Origin of the sequence: Pseudomonas sp. 382 (assembly GCF_002759075.1) — a bacterium.
Taxonomy (GTDB): domain Bacteria; phylum Pseudomonadota; class Gammaproteobacteria; order Pseudomonadales; family Pseudomonadaceae; genus Aquipseudomonas; species Aquipseudomonas vlassakiae.
Genome location: NZ_PEMX01000014.1, coordinates 21879 through 34109 on the forward strand (window position 1 = coordinate 21879; position 12231 = coordinate 34109).

The 12231-nt window shown below is 58.8% G+C and carries 11 protein-coding genes and 1 pseudogene; 5 read left to right on the forward strand and 7 right to left on the reverse strand.

The genetic code is table 11. From position 1 onward, the window contains the following. Window positions 1–253: 253 nt before the first annotated feature. A pseudogene (locus CQW31_RS32180) lies at window positions 254–370 on the reverse strand (proline/glycine betaine ABC transporter permease); the annotation flags it as partial. 185 nt (window positions 371–555) lie between these two features. Here CQW31_RS32180 and CQW31_RS16940 point away from each other — a divergent pair. Further along, window positions 556–2136 carry a glycosyltransferase family 39 protein gene (locus tag CQW31_RS16940; RefSeq protein ID WP_099814977.1) on the forward strand — a complete coding sequence of 527 codons (1581 nt, stop codon included), beginning with the start codon at window positions 556–558 and terminating at the stop codon, window positions 2134–2136. Window positions 2137–2177: 41 nt separating this feature from the next. On the opposite strand, the gene CQW31_RS16945 is transcribed toward CQW31_RS16940, so the two are convergent. Then, window positions 2178–2600, reverse strand: coding sequence for a DoxX family protein (locus CQW31_RS16945; protein ID WP_099814978.1), 423 nt, complete (start codon window positions 2598–2600; stop codon window positions 2178–2180). 328 nt (window positions 2601–2928) lie between these two features. On the opposite strand from CQW31_RS16945, the gene CQW31_RS16950 reads away from it, so the two are divergent. Then, window positions 2929–4227: an MFS transporter gene (locus CQW31_RS16950; RefSeq protein WP_099814979.1), complete on the forward strand. Its 1299-nt coding sequence runs from the start codon at window positions 2929–2931 to the stop codon at window positions 4225–4227. Then, the gene (locus CQW31_RS16955; RefSeq protein ID WP_082433507.1) at window positions 4224–4994 is read left to right on the forward strand and encodes a substrate-binding domain-containing protein; all 771 of its coding nucleotides are present in this window, start codon (window positions 4224–4226) and stop codon (window positions 4992–4994) included. The genes CQW31_RS16950 and CQW31_RS16955 overlap by 4 nt, the downstream gene beginning before the upstream one ends. Here the strand turns inward: CQW31_RS16955 and CQW31_RS16960 are convergent. After that, window positions 4980–5888 carry a LysR family transcriptional regulator gene (locus CQW31_RS16960; RefSeq protein WP_054884849.1) on the reverse strand — a complete coding sequence of 303 codons (909 nt, stop codon included), beginning with the start codon at window positions 5886–5888 and terminating at the stop codon, window positions 4980–4982. The two genes, CQW31_RS16955 and CQW31_RS16960, sit on opposite strands and share 15 nt — an antisense overlap. A 73-nt stretch (window positions 5889–5961) precedes the next feature. Then, on the reverse strand, window positions 5962–7362 hold the full coding sequence (gene lpdA / locus CQW31_RS16965; protein ID WP_054884794.1) for a dihydrolipoyl dehydrogenase: 1401 nt from the start codon (window positions 7360–7362) through the stop codon (window positions 5962–5964). 207 nt (window positions 7363–7569) lie between these two features. Here lpdA and cfaB point away from each other — a divergent pair, with 207 nt between their 5' ends. Continuing rightward, window positions 7570–8754 carry a C17 cyclopropane fatty acid synthase CfaB gene (gene cfaB / locus CQW31_RS16970; protein ID WP_054884793.1) on the forward strand — a complete coding sequence of 395 codons (1185 nt, stop codon included), beginning with the start codon at window positions 7570–7572 and terminating at the stop codon, window positions 8752–8754. Window positions 8755–8803: 49 nt separating this feature from the next. Here cfaB and cls read toward each other — a convergent pair whose 3' ends face one another. Continuing rightward, the gene (gene cls / locus CQW31_RS16975) at window positions 8804–10243 is read right to left on the reverse strand and encodes a cardiolipin synthase (protein WP_054884792.1); all 1440 of its coding nucleotides are present in this window, start codon (window positions 10241–10243) and stop codon (window positions 8804–8806) included. Between the two features lie 130 nt (window positions 10244–10373). Here cls and CQW31_RS16980 point away from each other — a divergent pair, with 130 nt between their 5' ends. Beyond that, a complete protein-coding gene (locus CQW31_RS16980) occupies window positions 10374–10901 on the forward strand; it encodes a DUF3617 domain-containing protein (protein ID WP_099814980.1) in 528 nt (175 codons plus the stop codon). Window positions 10902–10904: 3 nt separating this feature from the next. Here the strand turns inward: CQW31_RS16980 and folE2 are convergent, their stop codons facing one another. Both folE2 and CQW31_RS16990 read right to left on the reverse strand, forming a co-directional pair. Beyond that, a complete protein-coding gene (folE2, locus tag CQW31_RS16985) occupies window positions 10905–11792 on the reverse strand; it encodes a GTP cyclohydrolase FolE2 (protein ID WP_099814981.1) in 888 nt (295 codons plus the stop codon). Between the two features lie 20 nt (window positions 11793–11812). Next, window positions 11813–12193, reverse strand: coding sequence for a hypothetical protein (locus CQW31_RS16990; RefSeq protein WP_054884789.1), 381 nt, complete (start codon window positions 12191–12193; stop codon window positions 11813–11815). Window positions 12194–12231: the final 38 nt, after the last annotated feature.

The window sequence follows — 12231 nt, forward strand, 5'->3', positions numbered from 1 at the left end:
CCACTGCGCCTGGTAGGCCTCCTCGTTCCAAGCTGATGACTCAGCAGAGGATCGATAGAAGAATCAAATCTGGTCGTGGTAGCGGCGTGAGGGAGTCCTATGAGCCTTGGCTTAAGATTTGGGATATCAAATCTTAGGGTAAGCGTCCGGCGAACTCACCTTCCGAACTCCAGCTTTAAGGGCGATGGTGTCTATCTTAGAACATGCAAAAAAGTTGTGGCGGGCCAGAACGGCCCGCCGTGTTCTCCCGGGCTTACTGAAGTTGTGGCCCAGCCCGACGGCTGAGCAGGCCTCGTGAGAGCCGGTCGAGTAATAGCGCCACGGCGACGATAGCCAAGCCCGCACGTAGGCCTAGCCCCATTTCCATGCGCGGCGGCAAGCGCTGCCGAAGGTCCTCGATAAGCAGCAGGCAGGTAATCGTGTACTACATTTTGACAGTGGTACTCAGGTTTTGACGATTTCCATGAGGAATGCCTGGCGCTGATCGATTGACCCAGTGATTGCAATACGTCGGGTAAAAAGCGCTCACAACGGCTGCGCTGGGCTGGAGGAACCATGAGGTTTCACGAACGCAACGTCAGCGCGCAAGCCTCAGTTCCCGGCACTATGATCAAGTTCGGGACACTCGCCCTATGGGCCGAGAGACTCTGGCCGGTGCCCATCCTGTTACTCGCCATGCTGGCTCGAGTATATGGCTCAACGGCCTCCGCGATATGGTGCGATGAGGGCTCTAGTTTGTTAATGAGCCAGTACTCACCCTCGCTCATCTGGACCCACAGCGCCCATGACGTACACCCACCCCTTTACTTTCTCCTTCTACATGCCTGGATAGGCGCATTCGGGGACAGTGTCTTCTCGGTCCGGTTCATCAGCGTGCTGACCGGTGTCGGTACTGTAGCCCTGAGCATGTGGCTGGTTTGCCTGGTTGCCACACGTCGCGCAGCAGTAATGGCCGGTGTCATGTTGGCCTTGCTGCCCATTGCCGTGCGTTATAGCCAGGAAGCGCGCATGTACGCCCTGATGGGTTTCTTGCTGCTGGGAGCAACCATTGCACTTGTATATTGGATAAAAAATCCTGAGCGACACCGCTACCTTTTCGTCTATGTACTGTTAATGGCGGCAAGTTTCTATACGCATTATTTCACGGGCCTTTGCGTACTGTCCCACTGGGCTTATCTATTGCTTGTACGAGGTGAAAAACACCGCCTGGTCGATCGGCCAGCATGGTGGATAGCCAACGGCATGATCGTCCTGCTATATACCCCGTGGATCCCCAGCTTGATAGACCTGCTGCAGCACCTTGACCAACTCAAGGCGGGTGGTGATATTGGCTGGATACTGCCCGTTACACTGTATTCCCTGCCATCGACAATCTGGCAGTTTATGGTTCTCTCCGATGGCCTGAACCTGGCATGGCCAGTCTACCTTGGTCTGCCACTGGCGTTGGCGCTGGTAACGGGCGCTGTCTGTCTGCATGATCGAAGCCGCCATAAATTCCTTGTGCTCATGGCGATATATACGTTTCTACCGTTGATCGTCGTGTTTTCAATCTCATGGATAACGCCTCTTCTGGTCGAGCGCTATCTGATGTTTTCGGCCCTGGGCTTACCGATCGTGCTGGCAGTCGCCATTGAGCGAATGAAGCGTCATTATCGCTACACCGCCCTCATCACACTGGCGGCCTTATTGGCCGTAGAGGTGGTTGGCCTGAGCAGTTATTACCAAAAGGATGATGATCAGTTCGACAAGCTGGTCAACTTCGTAAATGAAAATTATCGTACTGATGACCGTATCGTCGTCAGCGATCTTTTCTGGTATTTCAGCTACGTCTACTACAATAAGACCGGTTCGGTTCCACTGCTCTATACGCCACCCTTGGCCGACGGCGCGTCGGGTCGGCCAGGTAACTATGGATTTGGCACGCTGGTGAACAATGATGCCGATAAAATCTACCTCGACAGCCTTGAAAAACTACCCGTCAGCCAAAGCAGAGTCTGGTTGATAAGTAACAGCGAACCGCCTGATGATTTCGCTTCCATACCGAACAATTGGAACAAGGTCAGTATGCTGAAAGTCGGCGATACCCAAGTGCGCCTTTACACTGTTAACGCGCCCTACCATGCTAAAGCGAACTAGTTTTTGGCCTGGCTACCCCAGCTCTGAACTTCAGTTAGCCTTCAGGCCGTTTTCAACACCGTCTTGCCTGCCCGCCGCGCCAGCAGCGCATCCACGCTCAGCGCACCGCCGCCAAACGCTGCAATCTGCAACAGGCCACCTGCGATCGAGAGGTTTTTGAAGAAGTTGATGAACTGCCCTTGGTCCGCCAGGTTGTTATGGAAAGCGAAGGCTGCCATTACGGTGAACAGCGCCATGACCACCGCGACGATGCGGGTTTGAAAGCCGATGATCAGCAATGCTGCAAGACCGAGTTCAACACCCAGTGCTGCCAGGTAGCTCAGTACCGGGAAGGGCAGGCCGCTTGATTCGATATACGCAATGGTGCCTTCCGGCGAGGTCAGCTTGCTGAAGCCGCTCAGCAGGAATAGCACGGCCAGCAACACGCGACCTACGACTGCAGTTGTACCTGTGAAATTGATCATTTAATAGCTCCTGATGCTTGAGTTCGAATGGCTCACCGCGCTGTGCTCGGTGGCGTTGTCTGCGGTATGGGGCCATTCTGGAGCTAAGAGCTGATCAAGACAATTGGGTCTGAAAGTGAATTATTGTTCCACAAGACAGGACAATTAAAACGCTCAAGAAATGCTGAACCGAGTTCACTGTCTGCTTCAAACAAGCGCAGTGCTCGCCTGATTGATCGCCCCTGTGCATCAATTAATGAAAAATGAACGATTATCTCCAGCGCCGCTTTCGACGATGATTCTCGAAATAAGCACTTACAATTATTAAGAAACGCTGGAGATCCACACCATGAGTCTGCCATCACACTCGGTGCCCGAGGGCAAGTCCAAGGCCGGTATGGTCTTCCGGGTCACGTCCGGAAACTTCCTCGAACAGTTCGACTTCTTCCTGTTCGGCTTCTATGCCACGCATATCGCGGCGGCCTTCTTTCCCGCGTCCAACGAATTCGCCTCGTTGATGATGACCTTCGCCGTGTTTGGCGCAGGCTTCCTCATGCGCCCACTGGGTGCGGTGATCCTCGGGGCCTACATCGATGACGTAGGCCGGCGCAAAGGGCTGATCGTAACCCTGGCGATCATGGCCAGTGGGACCTTGCTGATCGTGCTGGTGCCCGGATATGAGAGCATCGGACTTCTGGCCCCGGCGCTGGTACTCATCGGGCGCTTGTTGCAAGGATTCTCGGCCGGCGCGGAGCTCGGCGGCGTATCTGTGTATTTGGCCGAAATGGCCACGCCTGGGCACAAGGGCTTCTACGCCAGCTGGCAGTCCGCCAGCCAGCAGGTGGCGGTCGTCGTCGCTGCGGCGCTCGGCTTTGCCCTCAACCAGTGGCTGACGCCTGACCAGCTCAGCCAGTGGGGTTGGCGGGTACCGTTTGCTGTTGGCTGCATGATCATCCCGGTGATCTTCCTGCTGCGTCGCAGCCTGCAGGAAACCGAGGAGTTCGCCGCCCGCGAACATCGCCCAACCATGAAACAGGTACTGGCGACGCTGGCTGCCAATTCCGGCATCGTGCTGTACGGCATGCTGATGGTGGCCATGACCACCACTGCCTTCTACATGATCACGGTATACGCGCCGACCTTCGGCAAGACTGTGCTGCAACTGAGTACCGGTGATGCGCTGCTGGTGACCCTGCTGACTGCGGTGTCGAACTTCATCTGGTTGCCCATCGGCGGTGCGCTCAGCGATCGCTTGGGGCGCAAGCCGCTGCTGTTGGTCATGTCGCTGATGACCCTGATCACCGCTTACCCGGCCCTGACCTATCTGGCCCAGGCGCCGACCTTCGGCCACATGCTTGAAGTGCTGCTGTGGTTCTCGTTCCTGTACGGCATGTACAACGGTGCGATGATCCCGGCGCTGACCGAAATCATGCCGGTGGAAGTCCGTGTAGCAGGTTTTTCGCTGGCTTACAGCCTGGCGACTGCCCTGTTCGGCGGGTTCACCCCGGCAATCTCGACGTGGGTGATCCATGTCACCAATGACAAGGCGGCACCCGCCTACTGGATGATGTTTGCCGCGCTCTGTGCATTCGTCGCTACCTGGATGCTGTACCGTCGCTTTGCCAACCGCACACCGGTGGCTGTATGAGGAACTCGATGAAAGCGTTACTGACCGCTGCTCTCCTGGCTGGCTGCAGCCTTGCCCAGGCTGCTGAACTGACCGTTATGACCTCGGGCGGCTTCACCGCCGCCTACAAGCAACTGGGGCCCAAGTATGCCGCGCAGAGCGGCGATACACTGGTCACCGTGCTCGGGCCCTCGATGGGCAAGGCACCCGAGGCGATCCCCAATCGCCTCGCTCGCGGCGAGCACGCTGACGTGGTGATCATGGTCGGCTATGCGCTGGACGAGCTCATCCGTCAGGGTAAGGTCGACCCGGCTTCGCGCGTCGAGCTTGCCGACTCGCGCATCGGTATGGTGGTCAAGCAGGGCCAGCCCAAGCCGCAGATCGGTACCCCCGATCAGCTGAAGCAGACGCTGCTGGCGGCAAAATCGGTGGCCTATTCGGATAGCGCCAGTGGCGTCTATATCAAGACGGAGCTGTACAAGAAGCTGGGTATCGAGGACCGCCTGGTCGGCAAGAGCACCATGGTCGAGCGCATACCGGTGGCCTCGCAGGTGGCTCAGGGCACCTATGAGCTTGGTTTCCAGCAGGTTGCCGAGTTGCTGCCGGTGCCGGGTGTGACCTTGGTTGGCAAGATTCCGGAAAGCCTGCAGTCGGTGACCCGCTACGCTGCCGCTGTTCCAAAAGGCGCCGAGCACCCCGCCGAGGCAAAAAAGCTTCTGCAGTACCTGGCCTCACCTGCCGCGCAGCCTGACGTACGTGCTACCGGCCTGGATTCAGTCGCCCGGTAATACGCCGGGCAACTCCCGGATCAGCCTTACCATCTCGAGTGCCGCAGGCGTGAGTGTGCGGCCGCGGCGCTTGAGCAGGCCCATCTTGCGGCTGACCTGCGGTTCGACCAGTGCAACGCTGGCCAGGATTGGATGGGGTGACAGCGGCAGCGCAATCGACGGCACCGCGGCAATTCCCAGGCCCGCTTCGATCAGGCCCAGCAGGGTGGTCACATGCCTGGCCTCGCAAACACTCTCTCTACTCACCTGCATGCCGGCCAGCGCCCGATCCAGGACCAGGCGGTTGCCAGACGACTTACTCAGGCTGATGTACTCATGTTCGTAGGCTTGCGCCCAGGTCACCGTGTCCTGCTTGGCCAACGGGTGGTCGTGGCGGCAGGCGATGACATAGCGTTCCTCAAGCAAGTCGCTGAACTCGATCTCCGGTGCGAGATTGCCGGTGAAGCTCAGGCCGAAGTCCGCTTCGCCGGAGGCTACGGCGGCACTCACTTCGTTGGCCGAGGCGTCGTACAGGTTGATGCGCACTTTCGGGTATTGCCCATGGAAGGCCCGAATGGCATGGGGCATGAAGTAGTAGGCGGCTGACGGCACACAGGCGATGGTCAGGGTGCCGGTACGCAGTGAGCCACCATCACCGACGCTGAGCAGCGCCAGGTCGAGGTCGTCCAGCAGGCGCTCGACCTGGGGTAGAAAGGCACGCCCGACATTGGTCAGCGACACCTTGCGAGTAGTGCGTTCGAGCAGTTTCACGCCCAATGCCGATTCGAGTTTTTCGATACGCCGGCTCAGCGCCGATTGGGTGATGCGAATGGTATCGGCGGCGCGGCGGAAGCTGCCTTGTTCGACCACTGCACGAAACGCCTGCAGGTCGTTCAGATCGAAATTGATGCTCACCCGGTGGGCCCCGCTGGTTTGATCGAAAACGTGCATCAATGGTATTTCGAAAAAACCGGCGGAGCCAGATGGATCAGATCTGCATGGCCATACCGTGCACGTTCATCGCTGCCTGGCGAAGGGCTTCGGAGCGGGTTGGGTGCGGATGGCAGATCAGGGCGATGTCTTCAGCCGAGGCGGCGAATTCCATGGCTACGCAGAACTCGCCGATCATCTCGCTGACGCTCGGGCCGACCAGGTGCACACCGAGCACCTCATCGGTATTGGCATCGGCGATGACTTTGGCGAAGCCTTCGGTCTCATGGTTGATCTTGGCACGGCTGTTGGCGGTGAAGGGGAACTTGCCGACCTTGTAGGCGCGGCCTTCGGCCTTCAGCTGCTCTTCGGTCTTGCCAACGGTAGCCAGCTCCGGACGGGTGTAGATCACGCCCGGAATCAGGTTGTAGTTCACTTCATGCGGTTTGCCGGCAATCCGCTCGATGCACGCGACCGCTTCGTCTTCGGCCTTGTGCGCCAGCATAGGGCCGGAAGTGACGTCGCCAATCACCCATACACCTGCTACCGAGGTGCGGTGATGCTCGTTGCTGAGCATGCCGCGCTTGTCGGTTTCCAGCCCGACGCTTTCAAGGTTCAGGCCCTTGGTATAAGGACGACGGCCGATGGCGACCAGGACGTAGTCGGCCTGCAACGTTTCGGCGGCCCCACCCGCAGCCGGCTCCAGGGTCAGGCTGACACCTTCGGCCTGCGTCTGCGCTTGGGTGACTTTACTACCGAGCCTGAAGGCCATGCCTTGCTTGGTCAGCGCTTTTTGCAGGGTCTTGGCTGTTTCTTCATCGGTGCCCGGGCAGATGCGGTCGAGGTACTCGATGACGGTGACCTGTGCGCCCAGGCGGCGCCATACCGAACCCAGTTCCAGGCCGATAACGCCCGCACCGATTACCACCAGGTGCCTGGGGACCTGGGGCAGGGCCAGGGCACCGGTGGAATCGATGATCCGTTGGTTATCGATGGTCACGCCGGGCAGGGGAGTGGGCTCTGAACCGGTGGCAATGACGATGTCCTTGGCCTGCAATGCGGTCTCGCTGCCATCTTCAGCCTTGACGATGACCTTGCCGACGCCATCCAGGCGGCCCCAGCCTTTGATCCAGTCGACCTTGTTCTTGCGGAACAAGTACTCGATACCTTTGGTCAGGCCGGTCACGCTCTCGTCCTTTTGCTTCATCATCTGGGCGAGGTTTAGCGTCGGCTTCACTTCGATGCCCAGGTGGGCGAACTCGTCGCCGCTGGCAGCTTCGTAAAGCTCGGAAGCGTGAAGCAACGCTTTGGACGGCATGCAACCGACGTTAAGGCAGGTGCCACCCAGCGTCGCACGGCCTTCCACGCAGGCGACACTCAGGCCAAGCTGGCCAGCGCGGATCGCTGCGTTGTAGCCGCCAGGGCCGCCGCCGATGATCACCACGTCATAGGATTTCATGGGTTTTGTACTCCAGATGAGAAAGCGCGAGAGGGGCATAAGGTTAAGCTGTGAAGTGCGGATTGTATACAATCCGTTGCCTTATCAGATCAGTTGGTTCTAGACCTTGGTCTCGTCTAGAGGAAACCTCCCACGAATGAACTACTCTGTTCCGGCGACGTTCGAAATGTCAGGCGTCGTAGCCTTTTAGGGATAGGAGGAGTGTTCATGCTTGCTCAACTTCCACCGGCATTGCAGAGCCTGCATCTGCCGCTGCGGCTGAAACTGTGGGATGGAAACCAGTTCGATCTGGGCCCAAGTCCGCAGGTCACCATCCTGGTCAAGGAGCCACAGCTGATCAGCCAGCTGACCCACCCGAGCATGGACCAGCTGGGCACTGCATTCGTGGAGGGCAAGCTGGAACTGGAAGGCGATATTGGCGAAGCCATCCGCGTCTGCGACGAACTCAGCGAAGCATTGCTGAGCGAAGAGGATGAAGCTCCGCCACAGCGGCTGGCGCATGACAAGAGCACAGACGCCGAGGCTATTTCTTATCACTACGACGTCTCCAATGAGTTCTATCAGCTCTGGCTCGATCAGGACATGGCCTATTCCTGTGCCTATTTCCGCGAGCCCGACAACACCCTGGATCAAGCGCAACAGGACAAGTTCGATCACCTGTGCCGCAAGTTGCGCTTGGAAGCCGGCGACTACTTGCTTGATGTCGGCTGTGGTTGGGGCGGGCTGTCGCGTTTCGCCGCGCGAGAATACGGCGCCAAGGTATTCGGTATCACCTTGAGCAAGGAGCAGCTCAAGCTCGGCCGCGAGCGGGTCAAGGCAGAAGGCCTGGCCGACAAGGTCGACCTGCAGATTCTCGACTATCGCGACCTGCCTCAGGATGGCCGCTTCGATAAGGTAGTCAGCGTTGGCATGTTCGAGCATGTCGGGCACGCCAATCTGGCGTTGTATTGCCGGAAACTGTTCGGCGCCGTCCGCGAAGGTGGACTGGTGATGAACCATGGGATTACTGCCAAGCATGTCGATGGACGGCCGGTCGGGCGTGGGGCAGGGGAGTTCATCGACCGCTATGTCTTCCCCCATGGCGAGCTGCCGCACCTGTCGATGATCAGCGCCAGCATCTGTGAGGCGGGGCTGGAGGTGGTGGACGTGGAGAGCTTGCGTCTTCACTACGCGAAGACGCTGCATCACTGGAGCGAGAACCTGGAGAACCAGCTGCACAAGGCTGCGGGGTTGGTGCCGGAGAAAACCCTGCGGATCTGGCGCCTGTACCTGGCCGGGTGTGCCTATGCGTTCCAGAAGGGCTGGATCAACCTGCACCAGATTCTGGCCGTGAAACCGTATGCCGATGGGCACCATGATCTGCCGTGGACGCGGGAAGACCTTTATCGCTGAGCCTTCATCAATGACCGCAGAGGGGCCGCAAAAGCGGCCCCTTCTTCGATTAGAGGATGGGTGAAATCAGGCGCGCAATGCGCATTCCCAGCTGCTGGATCCGATGGGTATCGCGGCTGTCTTCAGCAGTGATTTCACGGGCTTGTTCAAAGTCTTCCAGCAGCATTGCCTCTACCTGATCAGCGAATGGACGGTCCACCGTCAGCAAGGTGATTTCGAAGTTGAGCCGGAATGAGCGATTGTCCAGGTTGGCGCTGCCGATCGCGCTGACCTCGTCATCCACCAGCACCACTTTCTGGTGCAGGAAGCCAGGCTGATAACGGAACATCCTTACACCTGCACGTACCGCTTCGAACGCAAACAGGCTGGAGGCCGCATAGACGATCTTGTGATCGGGCCGAGACGGAATAAGCACGCGCACGTCCACGCCACGCAGTACCGCCAGGCGCAAGGCGGCGAACACGGCTTCGTCGGGAATGAAATAGGGGCTGGTGATCCAGACGCGTTTGCTCGCCGAGTGGATGGCCTCGATGAAGAACAGCGAACAGGTTTCCTGTGGGTCTGCCGGGCCACTGGCCAACGCTTGGCACAGTACACCGTTGTCCGGGTAGGTGTCGGGCAGGATCAAAGGAGGCAGCTGGCGCGTGGCCCAGTACCAGTCCTCGGCAAACGACTCCTGCAGGCAGGCCAACACCGGGCCGCCGATCTGCACATGGGTGTCGCGCCAAGGTGACAGGTGTGGATCCTTGCCAAGGTATTCGTCCCCTACGTTATGCCCACCGATGAAGCCGAGCAGGCCATCGACCACGACGATCTTGCGGTGGTTGCGGAAGTTGACCTGAAAGCGGTTGAACCATCCGCGGCGGGTGGCGAAGGCATGGATCTGCACACCACCATCACGCAGCGCTTGGCTGTAACTCGCGGGCAGCGCATGGCTGCCGACACGGTCGTACAGCACGAATACCTTCACACCCTCAGCCGCCTTGCGCAGTAGCAACTGCTGCAGCTCCTTGCCAAGACCGTCGTCGTGGATGATGAAAAATTGCACCAATACCACTTCGCGTGCCTGCTCGATGGCAGCGAAGATCGCCTCAAAAGTGGCTTTACCATTGATCAGCAGCTTCACTTCGTTATTGGCCAGGCAAGGCATCCGTCCAAGTTTCGGCATGGCACGCAAGGCCGCGTAGCTTTCTGACTCTCTGGCGGTGAGGGCTTCTTCAACCCAAGGCCGCCAGTTGAGGTTGGCCATGGCCACGTGCATTTCCTGGTTGGCCTGGCGCCGGGCCTGGATGTAGGCGTAGAAGGATCTCGCACCAAAGATCAGGTAGGGAATCAGTGTGAGGTAAGGAATGAAGAACAGTGACATGGCCCAGGCAATTGCACCTTGGGCAGTGCGCACGGTGAACACTGCGTGCAACGCGGCGATCATGCCAAGCAAATGGATCAGGCCGAGCACGTAGCCGAAGAAGTAGGGGCTGTGGTAATCCATACGCATCCTGCTTGCCGAATACCCAGCGGATAACAGAACACGTTCCACCTCCGCCTTGCAACCTGAAAGCGGATTTGGCGTCTAAGGCTGAGCCCGGCCCGTTGGCCGGCTTTACGAGGAGCGTCCTTACATGAAGATTCGTCTGCCACTGTTGGCCCTGGCCTTGGGCCTGAGCAGCCCACTGGTAAATGCGCAGATGTTGCAACCTGGTTTGTGGGAATTGACTACCAGCAACATGCAGGTCGATGGCAAGCCATTACCCGATATGCAGTTCATGCTCGGGCAATTGAAGAACCTGCCCCCTGAACAGCGGGCCATGATGGAAGGGGTATTGGCCAAGCAGGGCGTTACGATTGGCGGCAATGGCGTGCGCTCGTGTCTGACGCGTGAACAGGTGCAGACCAACGATATCCCGCTGCAGGATCCCAAGTCTGGATGCACCCAGAAGATCACCGACCGAACGGGTAATGTCTGGAAGTTCCAGTTCAGTTGCCCAAAGGCTCAGGGCACTGGCCAGGCGACTTTCCTCAGTGACAAGGAGTTCACCACCCAGGTCAACGGCACCTTCAATGCCTCGGGCGTTCAGCAACAGGGCAGCATGAATACCCGTGCCGTATGGCTCGGCAACGACTGTGGAACAGTCAAACCTCGCACCTGAGCCTCACCACTGCCACTGGCTGCTGGCTACCGCATCGTGGGCATGCAGGCTCTCTGCATGTTCCACGCGCAGCTTGAAGGCCGTCGCCCACTTCAACTGCTGCAGCGACTGGTGCAGTCGCCGAGCGGCGTCTTCACAGAACATGAGGTTCTGCCCGTTGGCCAAGGCGAACGCTTGTTCGTCTGCACGCTTTACTGCGGTCTGCACAGCCGTACCCAGGCTAGCCTCAATCCGGTCTATCAATTCAGTAATGGGCAGCAACGCCAGTCTATCTTGCAGGCGCACGCTGACCATCGCCTGGCTACGCTGGCTATGCGGTGTCGCGACGATGCCTTGGCTGGTGCCCAACCATTCCAGTACCGCGCTGCGCTCGAGGTGCTGCCCGGCGAAGTCAGCCTCGAACTGCTGTTGAATCAGTTGCCTTGCAAGGGCTGCCGAGCAGGGGCACGTTGAGGAATAAGGCACACGAACGGATAGTTCCACGTGGAACATTTCATCTGCAATCCGCGCTTCGAGGCTGACTGCATAGCGCTTCCAACCCGCCAACGGACTTATCAATGCGGGCCTCTTCAGCATGTGCTGGAAATTCAGGCTGAGATAAGCCGCGTTGGAAAGCCCCTCGTGACTGGTGAGGAAGTCTGCGAGAAGACGGCGAATGGCCAAGGGCGTCAATGGCTGCGCTTCCAGCGCTTCCAGTGCCAGGTACAGACGAGACATATGGATGCCTCGGGAATTGCCATCCACCAGGCTGACACCCGCATCGGCCATGGCCGGCACCTGACGACCGTCTAACTGGATAGGCACGGCGATACCGCGCATGCCGACCCAATCGAGCGGGATGGCGTGTGCTTGGGGCTGGGTGGCAATGTCCGGGAGCATCAGGCTAGTCATGGGGTTTACCAGAAATAGGGTCAGCGACATCCGCCGACCAGGCTGCAGTGCAAATTGAAACGCTGGCCGCTGGAACTGGACACGCGATTCAACGTGGTCCAGCCAACCCGTCGGCTGTAGCCGAACCAGGCTTCGCCATCACTGGCCAAACCGGTAAAGAACGTCAATGGGCCGTAGCGACTGTTTGTCTGGGACCAGAGACGACGCGTCGTCGTGTCGAAGCCGCGCAGGTAGAAATGGCTGCCTTCAGTGCGCACGCTGTAGTAACTGCCGTTGCCGTCCTGGCAGGCGAGCAGCGTTGCGCTCCTGGTGCACAGCACCAGCGAACTACCTGAAGCCAATGCCAGGGCGGGCACAGGCGTCAGGAGCAGCAGCGCCAGGGCCGCAGGTGGCAGATTCATTTCCATCTCCGAAATACGATTGCGACGAGTATGGCTTG